Origin of the sequence: Promicromonospora sp. NPDC060271, assembly GCF_042726755.1 — a bacterium.
In the GTDB taxonomy this organism is placed as follows: Bacteria; Actinomycetota; Actinomycetes; order Actinomycetales; family Cellulomonadaceae; genus Promicromonospora.
Genome location: NZ_JBHXBG010000004.1, coordinates 39,222 through 59,681, shown reverse-complemented (window position 1 = coordinate 59,681; position 20,460 = coordinate 39,222). Strand labels below are relative to the sequence as shown.

At 70.2% G+C, this 20,460-nt stretch carries 18 protein-coding genes and 1 tRNA gene; 10 read left to right on the top strand and 9 right to left on the bottom strand.

The features are described from left to right. Positions 1–4 precede the first annotated feature (4 nt). Both ACFWE2_RS01375 and ACFWE2_RS01370 read right to left on the bottom strand, forming a co-directional pair. Entirely contained in the window at positions 5–496 is a 492-nt protein-coding gene (locus ACFWE2_RS01375; protein WP_377222406.1) for an FHA domain-containing protein, read from the bottom strand. A gap of 10 nt (positions 497–506) precedes the next feature. Beyond that, positions 507–1,223 carry a DUF3662 and FHA domain-containing protein gene (locus ACFWE2_RS01370; RefSeq protein ID WP_020017306.1) on the bottom strand — a complete coding sequence of 239 codons (717 nt, stop codon included), beginning with the start codon at positions 1,221–1,223 and terminating at the stop codon, positions 507–509. 240 nt (positions 1,224–1,463) lie between these two features. Between ACFWE2_RS01370 and ACFWE2_RS01365 the strand changes: the two genes are divergently transcribed. Next, positions 1,464–1,547: transfer RNA gene (locus tag ACFWE2_RS01365), tRNA-Leu, on the top strand. Positions 1,548–1,728: 181 nt separating this feature from the next. On the opposite strand, the gene ACFWE2_RS01360 is transcribed toward ACFWE2_RS01365, so the two are convergent. Both ACFWE2_RS01360 and ACFWE2_RS01355 read right to left on the bottom strand, forming a co-directional pair. Continuing rightward, entirely contained in the window at positions 1,729–4,734 is a 3,006-nt protein-coding gene (locus ACFWE2_RS01360) for a hypothetical protein (RefSeq protein ID WP_377222405.1), read from the bottom strand. Between the two features lie 344 nt (positions 4,735–5,078). After that, positions 5,079–6,314, bottom strand: a complete 1,236-nt coding sequence (locus ACFWE2_RS01355; protein WP_377222404.1) for an anhydro-N-acetylmuramic acid kinase — start codon at positions 6,312–6,314, stop codon at positions 5,079–5,081. A gap of 71 nt (positions 6,315–6,385) precedes the next feature. On the opposite strand from ACFWE2_RS01355, the gene ACFWE2_RS01350 reads away from it, so the two are divergent. After that, entirely contained in the window at positions 6,386–7,234 is an 849-nt protein-coding gene (locus ACFWE2_RS01350; protein WP_377222403.1) for a class I SAM-dependent methyltransferase, read from the top strand. Here ACFWE2_RS01350 and ACFWE2_RS01345 read toward each other — a convergent pair. Continuing rightward, a complete protein-coding gene (locus ACFWE2_RS01345; protein WP_377222402.1) occupies positions 7,212–8,045 on the bottom strand; it encodes an alpha/beta fold hydrolase in 834 nt (277 codons plus the stop codon). The genes ACFWE2_RS01350 and ACFWE2_RS01345 overlap by 23 nt on opposite strands. 413 nt (positions 8,046–8,458) lie before the next feature. Here ACFWE2_RS01345 and ACFWE2_RS01340 point away from each other — a divergent pair, with 413 nt between their 5' ends. The 4 genes from ACFWE2_RS01340 to ACFWE2_RS01325 all read left to right on the top strand — a co-directional run bounded on the left by ACFWE2_RS01340 (position 8,459) and on the right by ACFWE2_RS01325 (position 11,556). Continuing rightward, positions 8,459–8,950, top strand: coding sequence for a low molecular weight protein-tyrosine-phosphatase (locus tag ACFWE2_RS01340; protein ID WP_377222419.1), 492 nt, complete (start codon positions 8,459–8,461; stop codon positions 8,948–8,950). 62 nt (positions 8,951–9,012) lie between these two features. Further along, complete coding sequence (locus ACFWE2_RS01335; protein WP_377222401.1) at positions 9,013–9,948, top strand: NAD(P)H-binding protein; 936 nt, start codon at positions 9,013–9,015, stop codon at positions 9,946–9,948. Then, positions 9,945–11,150 (top strand): alpha/beta hydrolase, encoded by a 1,206-nt coding sequence (locus ACFWE2_RS01330; protein WP_377222400.1) that lies wholly within the window; start codon positions 9,945–9,947, stop codon positions 11,148–11,150. The genes ACFWE2_RS01335 and ACFWE2_RS01330 overlap by 4 nt, the downstream gene beginning before the upstream one ends. A gap of 112 nt (positions 11,151–11,262) precedes the next feature. Next, positions 11,263–11,556, top strand: coding sequence for a hypothetical protein (locus ACFWE2_RS01325; RefSeq protein ID WP_377222399.1), 294 nt, complete (start codon positions 11,263–11,265; stop codon positions 11,554–11,556). A gap of 15 nt (positions 11,557–11,571) precedes the next feature. Here ACFWE2_RS01325 and ACFWE2_RS01320 read toward each other — a convergent pair whose 3' ends face one another. The 3 genes from ACFWE2_RS01320 to ACFWE2_RS01310 all read right to left on the bottom strand — a co-directional run bounded on the left by ACFWE2_RS01320 (position 11,572) and on the right by ACFWE2_RS01310 (position 13,090). Continuing rightward, positions 11,572–12,201: a DUF1992 domain-containing protein gene (locus tag ACFWE2_RS01320; RefSeq protein WP_377222398.1), complete on the bottom strand. Its 630-nt coding sequence runs from the start codon at positions 12,199–12,201 to the stop codon at positions 11,572–11,574. A gap of 65 nt (positions 12,202–12,266) precedes the next feature. After that, the gene (locus tag ACFWE2_RS01315) at positions 12,267–12,644 is read right to left on the bottom strand and encodes a hypothetical protein (RefSeq protein ID WP_377222397.1); all 378 of its coding nucleotides are present in this window, start codon (positions 12,642–12,644) and stop codon (positions 12,267–12,269) included. Positions 12,645–12,673: 29 nt separating this feature from the next. Further along, entirely contained in the window at positions 12,674–13,090 is a 417-nt protein-coding gene (locus ACFWE2_RS01310; RefSeq protein WP_377222396.1) for a nucleotidyltransferase domain-containing protein, read from the bottom strand. Between the two features lie 365 nt (positions 13,091–13,455). Between ACFWE2_RS01310 and ACFWE2_RS01305 the strand changes: the two genes are divergently transcribed. Continuing rightward, the gene (locus ACFWE2_RS01305; RefSeq protein WP_377222395.1) at positions 13,456–14,625 is read left to right on the top strand and encodes a pyridoxal phosphate-dependent aminotransferase; all 1,170 of its coding nucleotides are present in this window, start codon (positions 13,456–13,458) and stop codon (positions 14,623–14,625) included. On the opposite strand, the gene ACFWE2_RS01300 is transcribed toward ACFWE2_RS01305, so the two are convergent. Beyond that, positions 14,626–15,090 (bottom strand): DUF6328 family protein, encoded by a 465-nt coding sequence (locus ACFWE2_RS01300; RefSeq protein ID WP_377222394.1) that lies wholly within the window; start codon positions 15,088–15,090, stop codon positions 14,626–14,628. 154 nt (positions 15,091–15,244) lie between these two features. Here ACFWE2_RS01300 and ACFWE2_RS01295 point away from each other — a divergent pair, with 154 nt between their 5' ends. The 3 genes from ACFWE2_RS01295 (at position 15,245) to ACFWE2_RS01285 (ending at position 20,389) form a co-directional block, all read left to right on the top strand. Next, positions 15,245–16,810 carry a hypothetical protein gene (locus ACFWE2_RS01295; RefSeq protein WP_377222393.1) on the top strand — a complete coding sequence of 522 codons (1,566 nt, stop codon included), beginning with the start codon at positions 15,245–15,247 and terminating at the stop codon, positions 16,808–16,810. Between the two features lie 157 nt (positions 16,811–16,967). Continuing rightward, entirely contained in the window at positions 16,968–19,625 is a 2,658-nt protein-coding gene (locus tag ACFWE2_RS01290; RefSeq protein WP_377222392.1) for a PEP/pyruvate-binding domain-containing protein, read from the top strand. Between the two features lie 77 nt (positions 19,626–19,702). After that, the gene (locus ACFWE2_RS01285; RefSeq protein WP_377222391.1) at positions 19,703–20,389 is read left to right on the top strand and encodes a PAS and ANTAR domain-containing protein; all 687 of its coding nucleotides are present in this window, start codon (positions 19,703–19,705) and stop codon (positions 20,387–20,389) included. Positions 20,390–20,460 lie beyond the last annotated feature (71 nt).

The window sequence follows — 20,460 nt, the reverse complement described above, 5'->3', positions numbered from 1 at the left end:
ATGGTCATCCCTGGAGCTCGACGACGGACTGTCCGATCTGCACACCCACACCGGGGGCGAGCGGCAGGACACCCTGCACCCGCTCCTCGCCGATGTACGTGCCGTTCGTGGAGCCGAGGTCCTCCACGAACCACTGGCCGCCCTGGGGGAAGATTCGTGCGTGACGGGACGACGAGTAGTCGTCGTCGAGCACGAGCGTGCAGCTCGGCGCGCGTCCGATCAGCACGCCGGACGAGGTGAGCGGGATGGTGGTCCCCGTGAGCGGGCCCGCCACCACGACGAGCCGCGAAGGGCCGCCGCGCTGAGGAGCGCGCGGCGCGCCACCGGCCGGGGTCGGCGTCGGGCCCGGCCCCGCGAGCTCCGGCCGGCGCCGTCGGCCGCTGGACGCACGTGGTCCTGCCAGGTCGCGCCGGAGCACGGCGACGGCGGAGAGCACGAACACCCACAGCAGCACGAGGTAGCCCAGCCGAAGCAGGGTGAACGTCAGCTCGCTCATGTCGGGTTTTTCACCAGTCCTCGTTGTCTGCACCGGAAGCACTGCCGGTCCAGAACATGATGCGGGTACGGCCGATGGTCATGGTGTTGCCATCGAGCAGGGTCGCCGCCGGGACCTGATGGCCCTCGACGTACAGGCCGTTGGTCGAGCCCATGTCGGTCGCGACGACGCCGTCCGGCGTCACGCGGATCTCGAGGTGACGGCGGGAGACTCCCGGGTCGTCCACCACGATGTCCGCCTCGGCGTCACGCCCGATGACGGTCACCGGTCCGGTGAGCAGGTACCGCTGACCGTCGATGTCGATCAGCGGGTGCCGGCCGGTCGGTGCGCCGGACGTCGCCGGAGCGACGCTTCCCTGCACGCTGCGCGACCGCACGGTGAAGCGGCCGGGCACCAGCTCGTACTGCTCGTCGAACGTCACGCTCACGGGGCCGACGAACGCATAGTGCTGCGTCGCCGCGTACGCCGTGATGTTGGACGCGAGCTCGTCGGCGAGGGTCTGTGCGCCCCACGCCTCGATCTGGGCGAAGTCGTCGGGTGCGAGCTCGATGGTGAACTCGTTCGGGGCGACGGTACGGTCACGTCCGACGACCGCGGCACGGTCGTCCAGCTCGCGACGAAGCCTGCTCGCCAGTTCGACGGGCTTCACCTCGCCACGTCCCACCTTGGCGAACGCGTTGTTCATCATGCGCTCCACGCTCTTCTCGAAGCGGTCCAGGGCGCCCATGCCACCTCCTTCCGGGTCTGCGCCGGGCAGACTACCTAGATCGTATAGACCGGTAGGTCCCCGCAGACTCCATTACTGTGGATGTCCTGCGGATCTTCTCCGATCTTCCCTCAGGTGGCGCGGTGAAGAGAGGCGTGGGCGGATCCGCACGCTACCGGACCTGCGGCAGCACGTGAACCACTTCACGGTTATTGGATTCGGAGACGACGTCCGTGCCGTGCTAGCCTCTCATCCAGCAGCGCGCGAGTGGCGGAATAGGCAGACGCGCACGGTTCAGGTCCGTGTGCCCGAAAGGGCGTGGGGGTTCAACTCCCCCCTCGCGCACGTTGTTACGAAGGCCCCGGCTCATCGAGTCGGGGCCTTCGTCATGTCCGGGCTTAGGTACCAAATAGTGATCCGATATGGGCACTTCTACCCGCAATGTCAGGTGGCTCGGCCGGGTTGGACACGGCCGAGGCGGTGACATCCGGGGATGCCACCGCCTCGGAGGGCCCTGATCGGGGGGTCAGCGGATCGTCGTCGTCCGGTAGCTCGCCGCCGACTTGGGCGTGTAACCGGCCAAGGTCCCGGTCACCGTGACCGTCAGCTGCTTGCCCCGCACCCGCTCCGGGACGACGAACCGGCTGCTCGTCCGCGTCGCGATCGTGATGCCGTCCGCCTTCCAGACGTACGTGACCGACGACGGCACGGGCGACCACGTGCCGCGACTGACCGTCAGTGTCGACCCGACCCGCATCGTCCCGCTGATAGTGGGCCGAGGTGCCGTGAAGGTCCCCGCAGCGACGATCGACGTGGCCGGGCTCGTCACAGACTTCGTCGTGTATCCCGCGCGGGAGCCGACGACCGTGACGGTCAGCCGCTTTCCCTTCGCCGAGGCGGGCACCACGAACGTGCTCGACGTCTGGGTCGAGATGGTTACCCCGTTCGCCTTCCACACGTATTTCACGGACGACGGCGCCGGCGACCACGTCCCGCGGACCACCGTAAGCGTGCGGCCTACCTGCGCCGTGCCCTTGATCGCCGGCTGTGGAGCCGTGAAGGAACCCCGAACCACTGCGGCCGTCGGCGCACTGTTCACCGTCGTCACCGAGTAGCCGGCGCGCGCCCCCGTCACCTGGACGGTGATCCGCTTGCCCAGCGCCGAAACAGGAACTTTGACAGTCGAGGCTTCCGCACCCGCGAGCTGCACCCCATCGGCGAACCAGGCGTACGTCAGGACCGTCGGCGACGGAGACCAGGAACCGACCGTGACGCTGAGTGCTGAATCGACCTGCGCTGTGCCTGTGACCACTGGTTTCGGCGCGTCAAAGGCCTTTGGCTGGTGCTCCCACTCCTTCGTGGCGAGGCTGGGCGCGTGCAGGTCGGAACCCTTGTAACGCGCACCCACCACAAGCGTCCCGTAGGGAAGGTTCGCAGAGTCGATGACGAACCGGGCGCCGTCCAGCTTGTCGGTGGCCTGACGTGCGATGTCGGCGCCGTTGATGCTCAGCACGATCTCACTGGGTCCACCGAGGGCCGCGTCCGGCCCGTTCACATCGACGTCCACCCGGACCTTGCCTGTCGCAACGTCCTCGGTGATGCCCGCGATGACCGTCGTGGTCCATGCCCTACGGACCACGACCGGCAGCGGATCGGTCTGAGAGACGAGTGTCGGACCAGCGTTCGCCGAACCGGCATCGGCGGGAGTCGTTCCCTCCCAGCGAACAATCACCTGGTGCGATCCCGGCGCAAGGTCGAACGTGCCGGCTGCTCCCTTGAGCTGGAGTGACGAGGTCCTTGAACAGCCCTGCGCTACTTTCCCGAGGTAGGTCCCATCGGTCAGCTCGGCGACCAGCGACCCGCATTCGACCGGTGAGCCGTCCAAGGTCTCGATGCGCGCGTCGACGTCGATCTGGTTCCCGTAGTGCACCGTCTTGTTGAGGACCGTCGCCGTCGTCCTGGTCGGGGACGGCGGGAGCACCGTGACCGGGTAGAGCAGGGGTTCTGATGACGCAGCCGTGTAGTCCGCGATATGCCTGACTTCCAGCACGTAGCGGCCCGGGGCCAGGGCGGATACATCGAGCGACTGACTGTCGTCACTGTTGTGAGAGTGATAGAGGGGAGCGTCTGTATCCCGGCTAGTGATCTGTACGCGCCCGGGAACTGCGGGAGTCCCGTCAACCGTGCCGATCGTGACGACGAAGGGAACATAGTCCGTCCCGGTGCGCCATGAGTCAGGACCGTCCACAGTCACGGTGGTCTGGGACGGCTCCGGCACGACGAACGGTCTCTGCACCTCGGTGCTGCGGAACGGAGGCCCGTCGAACCGGATCTCCATGAGCCGGGTGCCCGGCCAGCTCATGCGCATCTCCAGCTGGGCATGGCCCGCACTATCGAGAGGGACGAAGTGCTGGGCCTGGAAGACGCCTTCGGTGTTGCGATAACCGATGCTTGCGATGCCCCGCGGTGTTACGCCACTGGACGAGCTGACCGTGATGTCGATTCGGGCGGAGGTGTTCATGTACCAGCGCTCAGGCACACCTGTCACGGAAATCTCTGCCGGCAGCGGCTCCGAGTCCATGAGCATCCACGTCGAGTTCCCTGGGCCGGCGAGGGCGCGGAAGACCGAGTGGCCTGGTGGGAGCTGTGGCAGCTGCCGATTCGCGCCCCACGCGAGCAGGGACCCGTCATCCAGCAACGCGCTGCCGGTCTTTTTCCAGGTTCCGTCAGGCATATGCACCTCGCCGCTCGAGAGGCCGACGACAGACCGGCCCTGCGGCACTGCGACAGGTGCAGGAGCGTTGCCGAACCGGACGATCACGCCGTCGCTCTGGGTCGCGTAGCCGTGCTGACGTGAAGCGTCGACACCAACGAACCGAGTCCCGGCAGCCGGAGTCGTGACCCGTGCCGTCGTGTCGATCCCGTCCAGGCACGAGACGACGGCGCCGTCGGACCGCACGGCCATCCAGCTCCTGTTGTCGACGTTGACGGCTTCGTACGTCGTACCAGCAGGTGGCGTCAGTCCTTCGGGGCATGGTGTCGTGACGGACCGATGCATCTCGGCCACGAGATTGCCGTCCGAACGCACTGCGAGCGTCATCATGCCGCCGGAGTCGATTGCGAGATAGCGCATGCCGGCTGGAGGGCCCGCGAACTTCGGCATCGAGTGCGTGCTCAACCCTGTTCCGACGACAGACCCGTCCGAACGTAGAAGTGCTGCGGAAGGTTGACTCATCCCCGAGATGAGGGAGACCGCCGAGTAGCGCAAGCCTGCTGGAAGTTCGGGAATGGGGAGAGCGTTCCAACGCTCCTCCAGCGAGAGGGCAGTCACTTGTCCGTCGCTGCGCAGGGCAACAATCGCGGAATAATCCGCGTCAAGACCGGTATGTTCCACACCCTCCGGCAGTTCCCATGGCCGTGAGCCGTCGGTGCGCACGAGGCTTCCGGAGCTGGCCCACGGCATAATGCGTCCGCCTTGACCGGCAGGGGTGCCCTCCTGGACAAATTCCGTGCCGGCGATCTCGGTGCCCACGCCTGCCGCGACGGGTGTGCTCGCGAATTCTTGCGTGGCCCAGGCAGGTGCGGCACCAGCGGTTGTCGCGGAGAGCCCGAGCACCAGTCCGGCGACCGTCAGTGATCCGCAGGCTCGTTGAACAGTGCGTAGATATCGCCGAACTACTGGGGTCAGCATCGAGTTCTCCAGCCGAAAAGGGCGCACGGTCCGTGCGCGAGCGACACGTCGCGTGACTCTATCGACGAGATAGCCGCGTTCCCCTTGAAATCGGCGGATCTCGGTCGTTATCACCCGGACGAAGCGCTATCTGTCACCCTTCGTGCGCGCCGCTGTCCGACCGGCGACGTCCGTGCTCCGACGGCCTAGGCCGACCGCAGGACTTCCAACCGCCTCGGCTGCCCGACGCCGACGGTCCGCCCCGGCGGAAAGCGACCGCCCGCGCCCGGTATCACCGAACCCAGTACGCTCGGCCGTCGCGCGCCCGTGGCCCCGGGCAGCACCCCGGGCAGGCCGTACCAGGTGTGCCAGCCCAGCACGGCGAACGCCAGCGCCTCCTTCGCCTGGCTCGGCACGCCCAGCTTGTCGGATGTCCGGACGGCGACGCCCGGCAGCTCCGCCCGGAGCGCGGCCAGCAGAACCGGGTTGCGGGTGCCGCCACCCGAGGCGACGACCTCGGTGGCGGTGTGCCGGACGGCGTCCGCCACGGTGCGAGCGGTGAGCGCGACGAGGGTCGCGAGCAGGTCCTCCGGCGTCGGCGACGTGGGGCCGAGGCGAGCCAGCAGGTAGTCGAGGTGGAACAGCTCCTTGCCCGTCGACTTCGGCGCCGGGCGTGCGTAGTAGGGCTCGTCGAGCAGGCGTGCGAGGAGATCGGGGAGCACCCGTCCGCGGGCGGCGAGTGCGCCGTCGGCGTCGAAGGTGAGGCGGCCGTTGGTGACGTGGCATGTTGCGGCGTCCAGCAGGGCGCAGGCAGGGCCGGTGTCGAAGGCGACCGGGGCGCCGTCTGACGTGGGCACCACCGTCACGTTCGCGATGCCACCCAGGTTGAGGGCGACCGGCGAACCCGGGCGGCCCGCGAGCCACAGCGCGTCGAACAGGCCGACCAGGGGAGCACCTTGTCCACCCGCTGCGACGTCGCGCGTGCGGAGCCCCGAGACGACGGGGAGCCCGGTCGCCTCGGCGATCCAGGCGGCCTCACCGATCTGCAGGGTGCCGAGCACGCCACCGTCGTCGGCCACCCAGTGGAAGACGGTCTGCCCGTGCGACACGACCAGGTCGGCACGGCCGGCGCAGAGCTCGGCGACGGCACGCGCGGCGACGTCGGCGAAGGCCTGCCCGATCCCCGTGTCCAGCCTGCACACGGTCCCCAGCGTGGTGCCGGCCGGGGGAAGCGCCGCGACGAGCTCGGACCGAAGAGCCGGCGGGTAGGGCACCGAGAGGTGTCCGAGCGGCGTCAGCGTCAGCGTGTCGCCGGTGAGCCGGAGCTCGCACGCGGCGGCGTCCACCGCGTCGTGGGACGTGCCGGACATGAGCCCGACCACACGCAGAGCAGCCGATGTAACTCCAGGTGAAAACTGGTTTTCAGGCAACGGCTCCACCATCAGATCGACTCCTCCGGTCGGGTTTACGCCACTGTTAGCCCGTTGGTCTACTTTGCGTCACAATCTCCACCATGCTTGACGTCTCGATCGCCCCAGCTCCGGCGCCGGACGCGCCGTTCGAGGACCACATCGAATGGGCGCGCAACGCCCCTGCGACTCCTTCGACGCCCGCGGCGCTGTTCACCGACGGGCTTGCCGACACCCCTGTCGGCGACCGTCTCACGATCGACGCACCCGAGTGGGACTACCCTGCCCTCGCTCGCGAGCTCGTGCTCAGGTCCCGGGGTGCCGTGCTCGACATCGGCACCGGCAACGGCGACTTCTTCGCGGGCCTCGGTCCGCTCCCGAAGGGTTCGGCCGCCACGGAGACCGGCCCGGCCTTCCTCACCGCGCGCCGCCGCCTGGAACCGCTCGGCGTCGACGTGCGCCGGGCGGAGCCGTCCTGGAACGGCGACATGCTGCTGCCCTTCTTCGACGGCCAGTACAGCGTCGTGCTCAGCCGGTTCAGCACCATCGACCCCGACGAGGTAGGTCGCGTGCTGGAGCCCGGCGGCACGTTCGTCACCGAGCAGGTGGACACGCGCGACGGCATAGTCCTCAACCGGGCGCTCGGCGTGCCGCTCGGCTGGGACCCGGACGCCGTCACCGTCGACGTGGTCTCCGACGGGCTCGTCGCCTCCGGGCTGGAGATCGTCGAGGCCAAGGAGTACGTCGGCAGCCGCACGTTCACCGACCTGTCCTCTGTGCTCTGGTACCTGCGGAGCGCTGCATGGCAGGTTCCGGACCTCGCCGGCCTCAGCCCGTCCGCCGTCGCGCGGCACGAGGCAGGGCTGCGCGCGCTGCACATGCACTTCGCGACGGGCAACCAGCTCGTCGACGAGGCCCCGCGCATCCTGGTCACGGCCCGCCGACCGTTCTGAGCAGGCTCGTCACCGCCTCCGCCAGCGCTTCCGGTGGCACGTCCGTCCCGTGCCCGGGCAGGGTCACCCGACGTGCCGCCGGCAGCACCGCCGCCAACGACTCCGCCGCGCGCTTGACGGACACGGCGCTCGCGGCGCCGTCCGCCACCAGGACCCGCTGGGTGATCTCGTGCCACCGGCCCATGAGCGCCCGGTGGCCCAGGGTGATGCCGGCGAGTATCCGACCGTCGTAGGCGATGGTCGGGGCGATCGCCTCGAGGCCGGCCCACGAGGGCGACTTCCGCATGCGCGGCAGGAGTCCGCACGGCATGCCGACCACGTCGAGGAACAGCTCGACGGCGCTGCCGGGGTCGCCCACCTCGACGCAGATCTCGACCCCGGCGATCATCCGGGGATCGGTGGGCGGCTCGCCGCTCGCGATGTCGTACGTCGGCTCGTAGCAGAGCACGCCCGTGACGCCGGCCCCCAGGTCGGCCGCCGCACGCAGTGCGAGGAACGCGCCGGAGGAGATGCCGAGCAGCGCTGCCGGACCGGTCACCTCCAGGAGGGCGGCGATGTCGTCGACCTCCCGGTCGACGCTGTACGGGGGAGTGTCCCCGCTCCCGCCGCGCCCCCGCCGGTCGTAGCGCAGCGTCGTCGCCCGGTCGCCCAGTGCGGACGCCACGGCGAGCGTGACGGGCAGGCGGTGGGCGAGCACACCGTCGACCACCACTATCGCGGGCGCCAGACCGGGCGTCGGTCCGGTCAGGTCGTACGCGATGCGGGTGCCGTCTGCCGACGTCGTGAAGGAGTCGACGGTGGTGGTCGTCATGCAGGGCAGACGGATCGGCGCCCCAAAAGTCGTCGCCCCGCGGGTGCCCGAGGCTCTTGGTCTCATTCCTGGTTTCGCCGCGAGGAAAAAACCTGGGCGGCTGCCACTTCGAGGCGTAAGTTCGTGGGCACATGAGAAAGGAGGTGATCCGAGAAGTGATTTCACATCGGACCCATGAGGTGGTCGCGCGCTAGTCGCGTGACGCGCAAGCGTTTCGCGCCGACGCCGGTCGGGGGGCTCAGCACGGGGCCTTCCTGATCTGCCAGGCGCAACGGGACAAGGTGGCGAATTTCTCGCGACCACCGGAGCCCGCGGGTGCCGTGCCCTCGTCCAGCACGGCTGACATACGTCGCCCCGCGGGCTTTCCCGCGCCTCCGGCCGGGGAGAATGCTCGCGTGACTGCCTACCGCGTGATGACTGTCTGCACGGGAAACATCTGCAGGTCCCCGATGGCCGAGATCGTGCTCCGTGACCGTTTCGAGGCCGCCGGCCTCGGTGACTCCGTTGTCGTCGACTCCTCCGGTGTGAGCGACGAGGAGCACGGCAACCCGGTGGACCGGCGGGCCCGTGCGGTCCTGGCCGAGCACGGCTACCGCACGGGTGGCGGACACCGCGCGCGCCAGGTGACCGCCGCCGACGTCGCCTCGCGGGACCTGGTGCTCGCGATGACCACCTGGCATGCGCGCAGCCTGCGAGAGCTCGCCGGGCAGGGTGGCCCCGTGATCCGGATGTACCGCTCGTTCGACCCCGCGGCCGACGGGCTCGCCGAGAACGAGCTCGACATCGCCGACCCCTGGTACGGCGGTCCGCACGACTTCGAGGTCTGCCTCGCGCAGATCGAGGCGGCCGCGGACGGCGTCGTCGACTTCGTCCGGGCGGAGCTCGGCGTGCCCTCCGGCGCGTGACCGGCGGACGTTTCACCCCACCCCGCCCGGCCCGGTGACCGTCTGCCGATTACGGTGAGGGGATGACCTCCGCGTCGTCAGACCGGCTGGTCGTCCTCACCGGGGCCGACGGCCGCCTGGGTTCCAGGCTCGCCTTCCGCGTGGCAGCGGCGGGCGGTCGGCAGCGCCTGCTGGTCAGCGGGGAGGGCACGGCGCCCCGTCTGCCCGACGGCGCCCCGCTGCCGGAGGCCGAGGTCGTCGCCGTGCCGTCCGACGTGGATTCCAGGATCCTGACCAGCGCGTTCGCGCACGCCTACGCGGTCTTCCTGGTGCCAGGCAAGGAGCGTCCGGGGCGGGTCGACAAGCACCGCGCGGCGATCGACGCGGCGGTGCTCGCCGGGGTGCGGCACGTGGTCTACGTGTCTTCCGTCGGCGCGGGACCGGACGCCGTCTCGTCGGCCGCGCGCGACGACTGGCTGACCGAGGAGTACCTGCGCGGCACCGACCTCAGGTGGACGATGCTGCGGATCGCCATGTTCCACCGCACCCTCACCCTCGCGGTCTACGACGAGTCGTACGGATCGACGCGGGGCACGGTGCTCCGGGCACCGGCTGGAGACGGTCGGGTCGCCTCGGTGTCGCACGACGACGTGGCCGACGTCGCCACCGCCGTCCTCCTCGACGAGGACCCGAGACGCCACGCGGGCCGGACCTACCACGTGACGGGGCCGGAGGCGCTGAACCTCGACGAGGTGGCCGCGGTGCTGTCGAGCGCAGCGGGCCGCGCCGTCCGGTACGCGCCCCAGACCGTCGACCAGGCACGCGCCCTGTTCTACCGGTCGACCGCCGGCGAGGTGGAGGACTGGATCACGCAGTGCCAGGCGATCGAGGCGGGCGTTCTCGCGGCGGTGAGCCCGGACGTCAGGCTGCTCGCGGGACGGGCGGCGCAGTCGCTCGAGGCGTGGCTCGACGACTATCCGACGGAGTGGGCGCACCTGCGATTACCGTCGGTCAGATGACGAGCCTCTCCCTGGGTGTGGACGACGGAACGACGCCCGAGCAGGCGTGGGAGCCGGACGTGCTGCCGGGTTTCGAACGCCTGACGCTGCCCCTGCAGCCGGACGAGGAGGAGCCAGAGGTCGTGGCGACGCTGGTGCGCCGCATCCGGTCGTCGGCGGCCGAGTCACCGGGGGACCGGCACGGGGACGAGCCGCGCCGGGGCCTCCGCCGGGTAGGCGCCGACAACCCGCAGGTGGCACGACTCTGGGACGAGCTGTCCGAGCTGGGCCGGAGGCTCCACCTGGGTGGTGCGGGGCGCGGACACGCCGAAGCGCGGTCAGCGGCCGACGACGAGGCGCAGGCCGCCGTGCCCGATGCCGGTGTGGACGTGCTGTACGTGCACGGCTGGCTCGACTACTTCTTCCAGACCCATCTCGCGGACTTCTGGGAGTCGCTCGGAGTTCGGTTCCATGCCCTTGACCTGCGGCGCTACGGACGGAGCCTGCGCGAGGGGCAGACCCCTGGGTACGTGCGCAGCCTGACCACCTACGACGAGGACATCGAGGCCGCGCTCACCGCCATGGGGCACGGCCGGGGCGCGGCGCCCGAGCGCAAGCTGGTGCTCATGGGCCACTCGACGGGCGGGCTCACGGTCAGCCTGTGGACGGCGCACAACCAGGAGCGGGTGGCCGGGCTCGTGCTGAACTCGCCCTGGCTGGAGTTCCAGCCCCGCGAGGCGGTGCGCAAGATCATGGAGCCCGGCATCCGGGTGCAGTCCGCGCTCGTACCGCGCAGCCAGCTCGTCAACCTGGATCGTGGCCTGTACGCCCGAGCGATCTCCGCACGGTTCGACGGGGAGTGGGACTACGACGTCGCCTGGCGTCCCGACGCCGGCTGGCGTGCCACGCCGGCCTGGCTCGCGGCGATCTTCCGCGGTCAGGACCAGGTGGCGCGCGGGCTCGGCATCGAGGTGCCGGTCCTGGTGCTGCTCAGCACGCGCAGCACCATCCCGACGCGGTGGAGCGAGGACATGAAGAGCACGGACTCGGTCCTGGACGTGGTCGGGATCGCCCGCCGGGTACCCGACGTCGGCTCCCTCACCACCCTCGTCCGCATCGCCGGCGGCCTGCACGACGTGACCCTCTCCGCCGAGCCCGTCCGCGAGCATGTCTGGCGCGAGACGCGGCGCTGGTTCCGCGGCTACGTGGCTCCCAGCGACTGACGCCGAGGCCGCCTGTTCGTTCGGTTCCGCGGCCTCTGGCGAACCACGAGCCGTGGTGGGATCCTGGGGAGAAGGTGCCCACACCGCCGTCGGGCACGAGGGGCGATGCGCCATGACAACGCACCAGGAGACCCACCCCCGGGCTCGCCGGGGCGGGCCGTATCTCGTTCGCAGCGAGACCGCCACAGGGATCGCCGCGCTGATCCTCGGGATGCTCATCTCGCAGGGAGCCGCCGAGGGGGTGACGATCGCGGGCTGTCTCGTCATGGCCGCCGGAGCGCTGTTCGGCAGGTTCGGCGCTCGCTGGGGGCGCATGGCCGTGGTGGCAGGACTGGGCTTCGTCGCCGGTTCCGTGCCCTACTGGCTGGTGACCGCCGTGGTCATCGTGACGGCCTACGGCTTCTGACCGGTTGCGGTCCGGTCACCAGAACTTCCACCACGGACGGCTTTCCGACGTCGTCGGAGCGCGACGCGAGGCCGTCGGCGAATCGGACGACGCCGTCCGCCGTGCCGCACGCCGGGCCCGCCACCGCGCGACCTCATCGTCCACGTCCCTGGTGGGCGTGACGACGGGCGGTCCGCCCTGGAGCTGACGCCGGGCGTCGACGACCCGCGCGTTGAAGTCCGCGACGATCTCCCGGACCCGGACCTCCATCGCCTCGAGGTCCAGCTTGTCGTCCAGCTCGGCGTCGTCCTTGCGGAGCTGGGCGGACGGCAGCAGGCCCGTGATGTTCTCGCGCTCGATCAGGCCCTTGATCCACCAGTCGGGGTCGTGCGTCCCGGTCAGACCGGGGATCGGCTTGCCCTGCAGAGGTAGGTTGTCGAACTCGCCGCGGCGCATCGCCTGGTCGACCACCACGTCGACGTAGCGGGAGCGCTCCTCGACGGTCATGCTGCCGAGCGACCGCTTGCCTTCGTCGCGTTCGTCCGGGTCGGCGGTGCCGGGTGATCCTGCCGGATCCGCTGCGCTCCCGGCTTCCCGGTCCACGCGGTACTGCGCGGCTCGGCGGAGAGGGTCGTTGTCTGCGTCATCGCGCGATCCCGGCGCCATGTCAGCATGTTACAACTTTCACAAGCGGCCCGAAAGGCCGCTGATCGTTTCCTTGCCGCCCACACTCAGGTCAGGTGGACGTCCAGAGCGTCGACGAGCGCGCGCGAGTTCCTGATCATCGTCAACGTCTCCGCGCCGCTCAGGTAGGTCGTCCCGTAGTGAGCGTTGGACTTCTCGGCCAAGACGCGGGCGAGCTTCTTGGCCAGCTCACGGCCGTCAGGTTGGACCGTGGCGATGAGATTCTCCGCCTGCGCGTGGTCCTGTCCGATGGCGCAGCGCCCGAGCCGCGCACCGCAGATCGCATCGGACGCAGCGATCGCGGCCAGTGCCGCCAGCCCGCCGGCCACCTGCCGTTCGTCAGGCGCCTCGCCGAGGACCATCTCGCCCACCTCCTGATACTTGCGCGCCGTGGCGGCTCGTACGCGGACGTCGCCACCGGTCATTGGTCGCGTTCGGGGCTGCTGGCGGGGTGTCATCGATGCTCCTGGAGGTACGTGCGGATGTCCGGGCCGGACACGGCACGCGCATCCGAGCGGAAGGAGTCGACGATCGGGTCCGCGAGACGTACGGCGTCGTTCAGGCGTGCGGGCGTCGTGAGGTAGACCTGGACGGCTTGTCCGGTGGCCGCGCTGAGCTCGCTCCGGAGCTCGTCGGCCAGGTTCTCGGCGACGTCGTCCACCTCGTTGACGACGACCGCAAGGTCGACGTCTGAGTCCGGCCGGGCCTCGCCACGCGCGACGGAACCGAACACGGCCACCGTCACGGATAGAGGATCGTCGGGAATATGTTCCGCTATCACCGCGGTGACGCGCGACCGGAACTGGGTCCATGGGTCGAGCGCGCTGAAGGCCGCGTCGACAGCGGCGAATCCGAAATGCTCTCGGTTCAAGGTGTGGGTGGTCGCTGTCCCGACACGGGAGGACACGATGATTCCCTGGAGCGAAAGTCGGGAGAGCGCCAGTCGAATGCCGCTGGGAGAGCCCTTGCCAGCGACCTGGTGGACTTCCGCACCGGTCATCGGCGCACCCGCTCGCCACAGGACACGCAGAACGACAGGCTCGAGGCTCGATCCGAAGATGTGCTCCGGGTGGTTCCAGTCCACGATGCTCCTCCCGGCGGCATGGCCTGCACGTCCCACACAATTATATCGGCTACCGCACAATTGTGTTGGATCGCTCATAATTGTGTGGGACCGGTCTGAGGTCGGTCAGGCTGGCTCCGCCAATGGGCGGGGCGGTGGGTCATGATGGCCGCATGAAGGTCTCTCGCCGGTCACACGTGCCCCCGTTCGCCGTCATGGAGGTGCTCGCCGCCGCGAACGCGCGGCGTGCCACCGGGGCGGACGTGCTCAACCTCTGCGCGGGGGAGCCGTCCACCGGCGCGTCCGACGTCGTGCGGGAGCGTGCCATCGCGCTGCTGCGTGAGGGCACCCTCGGCTACACCGAGGCGATGGGCGTCCCCGCCCTGCGCGCGGAGATCGCCGGCCACTACAAGCGCTGGTACGACGTCGATCTCGACCCCGCGCGGATCGCCGTCACCACGGGCTCGAGCGGCGGGTTCGTGCTCGCGTTCCTCGCGGCGTTCGACGTCGGCGACCGCGTGGCCCTCGCCCGGCCCGGCTATCCCGCCTACAAGAACATCCTCTCGGCCCTTGGCTGCGAGGTCGTGGAACTCGATTGCGGCCCAGAGACCCGCTACCAGCCCACGGTGTCGCAGCTCAACGAGGCCTACTACGGCGGCGGGCTCGACGGCGTCATGGTCGCTTCGCCCGCCAACCCGACCGGCACGATGATCACGCCCGCCGAGCTGGCCGCGATCGCCGAGTGGTGCGCCGACCACGACGTGCGGCTGATCAGCGACGAGATCTATCACGGCATCGCCTACTCGGACGAGGTGGCGCAGGCGACGGCGGCGACGTTCGTCGGCCAGGGCGCGATCGTCGTGAACTCGTTCTCGAAGTACTGGGCGATGACCGGCTGGCGCCTCGGCTGGCTGGTGCTGCCCGACGAGCTGGTCGCGTCGGTCGACGCGCTCGCGGGCAACGTCGCGCTCTCGCCGCCCGCGCTCGCGCAGCAGGCCGGTATCGCCGCGTTCACGCCCGAGGGGTACGCGGCCGCGGCCGAGAACGTGGCCCGGTACGCGGCGTCGCGCACCCTGCTCCTGGAGCGGCTGGGCGAGCTCGGCTGGCGCCCCGTCGCACCGGCTGACGGCGCGTTCTACCTGTACGGGAACATCGCCGAGTTCGGCCTCGACTCGGTGACCTACTGCGCCCGCCTGCTCGCGGAGGCCGACGTCGCCATCACGCCCGGCACCGACTTCGACGGGGTGCGCGGCGGGGACTGGGTGCGGCTGTCGTTCGCGTCGTCGCTCGACACGGTGTCGCGTGCGGTGGACCGGATCGTGGCCTGGCACAAGACGCTCTGATCAGCCGCGCCGGCGCAGCACCTCCGGCAGGACCACCCACACGATCGCCAGCACCACGAGCACGCTCGCGCCGACGACGATGCCCTCGGTCCGCCCGACGACGACGTCGAACACCAGCAGGCTCGCGCCGGTCATCACGAGGGCGAGCACGGCGAGCGCTACCCGCGTGAGCCGGTCGGCCAGCGTGACGATGTGGCGCTTCATCTGCTGGCGGAACAGCGACCGGTGCACGCTGACGGGAGCCACGATGAGCGCCGTGGCGATCACCGAGGTCACGACCAGCGCCAGGTAGACCGTGCGCTGGTAGTCGTCGAGATCGGCGAACGTCGGCTGGAACGGGAGCGTGAGCAGAAACCCCGTGAGGATCTGCACGCCCGTCTGCATCACGCGTAGTTCCTGGAGCAGCTCGTTCCAGTTTCGATCAGCGCGTTCGTTCGGCGTTTCCTTGCGTCCGTCGGCTTCCACGACCCCATTGTCGCAACTGTCGGGTACGTCGCAGCGGATGGAAAAATTTCACCCCTTCACATCACTGCCTCCCGTTGGCCCTCAGGTTTCACCCGGGGGAACATGCGGCTGGGGCGGGACGCGTCCGCGTCCCCGGGATGAGGGGCCTGGGCTGATGAGAACCAAGATGCGTGTGCCGCTGAGCATGGCGCTCAGCGCGGTACTGATGATGACCGGCGTAGCTGCATCGAGCGGCGCCGTGACTCCTGACGGTGCGGCTTCGCCCGGACCTTCCGCAGGGCAGAGCCAGTCCATGACCATGCGGGTGGCGGACGTCGTCGTCACCGCCAAGATCTCCCTGCCGCCGGGTTCGGAGGTGCAGGGCTCGATCCTCGGGACGCTCAGCATCACGCACAACGGCACGTCCGCATCGATGCGGTCGGGGCGCATGACGATGGTCGACCCGGACGACAGGACGCTCGTGGGCGCACAGTTCGCCGCTACCAGCGCTGCGAACACCTGGACCTCCAGGGTGCCCCTGTCCGCGGACGCGAAGCCGGGCATCTATCAGGTCAGCGTGACCGCGGAGATCGCGGTCACCACGTCCAACGGCAGTGTGGTCAACGTGCCGATCCGCACCGAGAACCCGGCCCTGGTGCCGTTCCGGGCGCAGCGGAACATCCCAGCGATCTGGACGTCTCCGTCGAGCGCGCCCGCCGGCTCCACGATCTCGGTCTCGGGCGCCGCGAACATGCGGAGCCTGGGCACCGGCGAGTACCACCCGGCTACCGGTCAGCAGGTGAAGGTGTACTTCGACCCGACCGGTGACGCACCGGAGACGCTGCAGGCCACCCTCACCACCGACTCACGGGGCTTCTTCACGACGCGCCGGACGCCGGTCGGGTCCGGCAAGTGGCGGGCCGAGATGCCGATGACCGATGCGGGCGCGAAGACGGTGTGGACGATCACCTACTCGTCGCGGGAGCGCACCACGACGCTGCGCCAGGGTCAGGTCAGCGCTACCCAGAACGGCTACACCGCGGGTGACCACCTGATGACGCACGACGTCGTCGTCGGCCTGGCCCCTGTGTCGCGGCGGGTCGACGTCGGCAGCCTCGGCTTCACCGTCGGCGGCAAGTCGGGCTTCGTGAGCGCCGACAGCCGCCGCGGCGAGGGCAGCTTCCCGGACGGGTACCACGTCGAGCGCGAGATGACGCACGCCGGTGTCGGCACCAGCGCCGTGAACCTCACCTTCAACCCGACCATGCCTGCCGGCATCTACGACATCGGCATCCGGGACGCGATGAAGGCCTGTTCCGCACCGGACTGGGACGCCAACGATGCCGCGAGCGGCATCAGCAACTGCACGCACGACGTCCTGGTTCAGGACGACACCGTCACGACGATCGTGGTGAAGCGGGCGAGCACCACCACCCTCGCGGCGTCGGAGACGTCGTTCACCGGGCCGAAGACCATCACGCTCAGCGGTGAGGTGCGCAAGGTTCAGCTCGTGAGCGGCGGCGGTGCCGCGGACAAGCCGGCGCCCAACACGTCGGTCGGTCTGTACTTCGACCCGGCAGGCTCGGAAGGGGCGACCCTCCAGAAGACCGTCACCACCGGCACGAACGGGACGTACTCGACGACGGCGCTGACGAGCACCTCGGGCACGTGGATCGCGAAGTACGCGGGCACCACCCTGCAGGCTCCGTCGCAGGCGACGGTGGCCATCACGGTCAACTAGGTCTTCCTGGCCGACGACGGACAGAGGTCCGCCTTCGCCAGATGGTCAGGCATGGGTTCTCACGCGAGTCCATGCCTGACCGTCTGGTGGGGGCGGACCTCTGTGCTGGAAGGATGTTCACCCGGCGTGAGGCTAGACCCAGACCAAGGAGAACCCCGTGAGCACTGATGTCCCGCAGCGGTTCGTGCTCGACCTGGCCGACCCTGCAGCCACCGACCTCGCGACGGCCGGCGGCAAGGGCTCGTCCCTGGCTTGCCTGGCTGCGGCCGGCCTACCGGTTCCCGAGGGCTTCCACGTCACCACCGGCGCCTACGGTGCGGCGGTAGTGGGCGCCCCGCAGCGGGCGATCGTCGAGGCCACGGCACAGGTGGACCCGGACCGGCCCGAGACCCACGAGGCCGCGGCCGCCCGCATCGCCGAGGTGTTCGCGGACCTGGAGGTCCCGACGGCGGTGGCCGACGCCGTCCGGGCCGGGTACTCGGGCCTGCGCGCCCAGGCCCGGAGCGGGCCCAGCGCGAGCGACCCGGCCGTCGCCGTGCGCTCCTCGGCGACGGCAGAGGACCTGCCGGGCATGTCGTTCGCCGGCCAGCAGGACTCGTACCTCAACATCCGCGGCGAGGAGGCGCTGCTGCGCGCGGTACGGGACTGCTGGGCCTCCCTGTGGACGGCGCGTGCCATCGGCTACCGCGCGAGGCACGACATCCCGGCCGAGGAGGTGAGTCTCGCGGTGGTGGTGCAGCAGATGGTCCTGGCTGACGCCGCGGGCATCCTGTTCACCGTCGACCCGATGACCGGATCGCGCGACTGGGTGGTGATCAACGCGGCGTGGGGGCTGGGGGAGGCCGTCGTCGGCGGGCAGGTCAACCCCGACACCTTCCTGGTGGCGCGGGTGGGCGATGCCGTCCGGGCCACGGTGAGCGACAAGGAGGTGCGCACGGTGCGGACCGACGACGGGACCCGGAACGAGCCGGTTCCGGACGAGCTGCGGCGTCGCCCGTCGCTCACCGACGGGCAGGCCGCCGACCTCGCCGCGATCGGTGTCCGCATCGAGGAGCTGTACGAGGTGCCGGTGGACGTCGAGTGGGCGGTGAGTCACGGCCGGCCGTTCGTCCTGCAGGCGCGACCTGTCACGGGCGCCGCAGGCCGCCGGCCGGTCACCGAGGTGTGGAACGACAGCCTGCTCGGGGACTACCTGTGGACGAACACCAACCTCGGCGAGGCGCTTCCGAGCGTGATGACGCCACTGACCTGGTCCCTCATGCAGATCTTCATGGCGAACGCGATGGCGGACGCCGGCCTCGGGTTCCCCGGGCACGGCAACATCGGTGGCCGGTTCTACCTGAACCTCAGCGCCACCGAGACTGTCGCTCGCGCACTCGGGATCCAGAAGACCGTCGACGCCGCACACCAGGAGGTCCTCGGGCGGAGGCCTGGCCAGGTGGAGATCCCTGTGATCCCCATGGGCCGCGGGGAGCTGGTGGGGCGGTTGCTGCCCATGGTCGCGCGCAACGTCGGCTCTCTGGTGCGGGACGTCCGGGCGGTCGAGGGATTCCTTCGCACCGCCGAGCAGGACGGAATCAACCTGCGGCACCGCGCGGCCACGGTGGACGACGCCGGCCGGCTGGCGTCGTTCTGGCGCGCGGAGCTCGGTCCGTACCTGGTCGAGTCGTCACGGGTGCTGCGTGGCGCGGGCCGGCGAGGCGGCGCCGGTCTGCTGACGCTGCGCCGGGACCTGAGGCCCCTCGTGGGTGACGCGGACACCGAGCTCCTCGCGTCGGGCCTGTCCGCCGGCCCGCAGGGGCTCGCGAGCATGGAGACCCTCGTCGGACTGCGCAAGGTGGCGCTCGGGGAGCTCGACGAGGAGACGTACGTGGCCCGCTACGGGCACCGGTGCGCCGACGAGTTCGAGGTCTCGGTCCCGCGCCCCGCAGAAGATCCCGACTGGCTCGCCCGGCAGCTCCGCGCGGCGGCCGAGACCGACGTCGACGCGCTGCTCGCCAGGCAGGAGCGCGCGCGAGCCGGTGCGTGGGAACGGCTGGAAGCCCGCTCGCCGCGCAGGGCGCGCGCCGTCCGCGGCAAGCTCGACCGGTGGGCCCGCACCGCACGGGACCGCGAGCGTGCCCGGTCCGAGGTGGTCCGAACGTTCTGGGCGCTGCGCACCTTCGCGGTGTGCGCCGGCGAGCTCACCGGCCTCGGCGACGACGTCTTCTTCCTGACGATCGACGAGCTGCTCGACGTGCTCGACTCCGCGGCGGGGCCGGGAACACCAGGGACCTCAGCAACCAAGAGGCGGGTGACGATCCGCCGGGCGACGTACGAGCAGTACCGCGCCCTGCCCGCCTATCCGGCGGTGATCCGGGGCCGGTTCGACCCGGTCCGGTGGGCGGCTGATCCGGCACGGCGGACCGACGTGTTCGACGAGCACGGCCAGGAGACCGCGCCCGACGACCGGGTCAGGGGCTTCCCCGGCGCCGCGGGGGTCGTCGAGGGGGTCGCCCGGGTGGTGGGTACCGTGGACGACGGCGACGCGCTGCGAGCCGGTGAGGTGCTGGTCACGTCGGTCACCAACGTCGGCTGGACGCCGCTCTTCCCACGTGCGGCGGCCGTCGTGACCGACGTCGGCGCGCCCCTCTCGCACGCCGCGATAGTCGCCCGCGAGCTGGGCATCCCGGCCGTCGTCGGGTGCGGCAACGCGACCATGCGGCTGCGTACCGGTGACCGGCTCCGGGTGGACGGCGAACGCGGGACCGTCGAGGTCCTCGAACCTGGTCAGAACACCGGCGCGCTCTCGGCGGACCCCCTGCACACCTTCTGATCGCTCGTGCCCTGAGGGGTCGCACATCCCGTACCCTCAGAGCACCGGTTCTGCGCAACTGTTCTGGAAGGAGTGTCGTGACCTCCCCAACGACTCCCAGCGAGCCACCGCTCGACGAGACACTGGAGCAAGTGCTTGCAGGGGGCGCCCGCCCGCCCGTCGGTCGATACCGGCTGGAGCTGGCGACCGGCCAGTGGGCATGGTCGGACGAGGTGTACGTGATGCACGGCTTCGAGCCCGGCCAGATCGTGCCGACGACGCCGCTGATGCTGTCCCACAAGCACCCTGACGACCGAGCGCGGGTCGACGGCCTGCTGCGCCGGGCCGCGGAGACCGGGCAGCCGTTCAGCTCGGTGCACCGCATCCGCGACGCCCAGGGCAAGACCCGCACGCTCGCCGTCACGGGCCAGGGCCGGCGCGACCCTGCGACGGGCCGGGTGACCGAGCTGTTCGGCTACTTCATCGACGTCACCGAGTCGCACCGCGAGGCGGCGGCACGCGACGCGACGGCGTCCATCCAGGCCTCTGCCGAGCGCCGGGCGGTCATCGAGCAGGCGAAGGGCGTGCTCATGGTGGTCTACGGCATCGACGAGGAGGCGGCGTTCGACCTGCTGCGGCAGGCCTCGAACCTGGCGAACATCGCGGTGCGAGACATCGCCTACTCCCTGGTGCACCTGTTCTCGGGGCCCGGAGTCACGGTGTTCCCGACCCGCGAGGCCATCGACGAGTTCCTGGAGAAACCGGTCCTGCCGGAGGATCTCTGACGCACGCCGGCCGAGCTGCCGTGGCCGCGGTGCGGTAGCGGCAGCGAGCTGGTTGGGCCCAAGATCGGGAC

Coding starts and splice junctions, on each gene's coding strand:
- ACFWE2_RS01375 (WP_377222406.1), bottom strand. CDS start 496: ATGAGCGAGCTGACGTTCACCCTGCTTCGGCTGGGCTACCTCGTGCTG.
- ACFWE2_RS01370 (WP_020017306.1), bottom strand. CDS start 1,223: ATGGGCGCCCTGGACCGCTTCGAGAAGAGCGTGGAGCGCATGATGAAC.
- ACFWE2_RS01355 (WP_377222404.1), bottom strand. CDS start 6,314: ATGGTGGAGCCGTTGCCTGAAAACCAGTTTTCACCTGGAGTTACATCG.
- ACFWE2_RS01350 (WP_377222403.1), top strand. CDS start 6,386: ATGCTTGACGTCTCGATCGCCCCAGCTCCGGCGCCGGACGCGCCGTTC.
- ACFWE2_RS01345 (WP_377222402.1), bottom strand. CDS start 8,045: ATGACGACCACCACCGTCGACTCCTTCACGACGTCGGCAGACGGCACC.
- ACFWE2_RS01340 (WP_377222419.1), top strand. CDS start 8,459: ATGACTGTCTGCACGGGAAACATCTGCAGGTCCCCGATGGCCGAGATC.
- ACFWE2_RS01335 (WP_377222401.1), top strand. CDS start 9,013: ATGACCTCCGCGTCGTCAGACCGGCTGGTCGTCCTCACCGGGGCCGAC.
- ACFWE2_RS01330 (WP_377222400.1), top strand. CDS start 9,945: ATGACGAGCCTCTCCCTGGGTGTGGACGACGGAACGACGCCCGAGCAG.
- ACFWE2_RS01325 (WP_377222399.1), top strand. CDS start 11,263: ATGACAACGCACCAGGAGACCCACCCCCGGGCTCGCCGGGGCGGGCCG.
- ACFWE2_RS01320 (WP_377222398.1), bottom strand. CDS start 12,201: ATGGCGCCGGGATCGCGCGATGACGCAGACAACGACCCTCTCCGCCGA.
- ACFWE2_RS01315 (WP_377222397.1), bottom strand. CDS start 12,644: ATGACCGGTGGCGACGTCCGCGTACGAGCCGCCACGGCGCGCAAGTAT.
- ACFWE2_RS01305 (WP_377222395.1), top strand. CDS start 13,456: ATGAAGGTCTCTCGCCGGTCACACGTGCCCCCGTTCGCCGTCATGGAG.
- ACFWE2_RS01295 (WP_377222393.1), top strand. CDS start 15,245: ATGAGAACCAAGATGCGTGTGCCGCTGAGCATGGCGCTCAGCGCGGTA.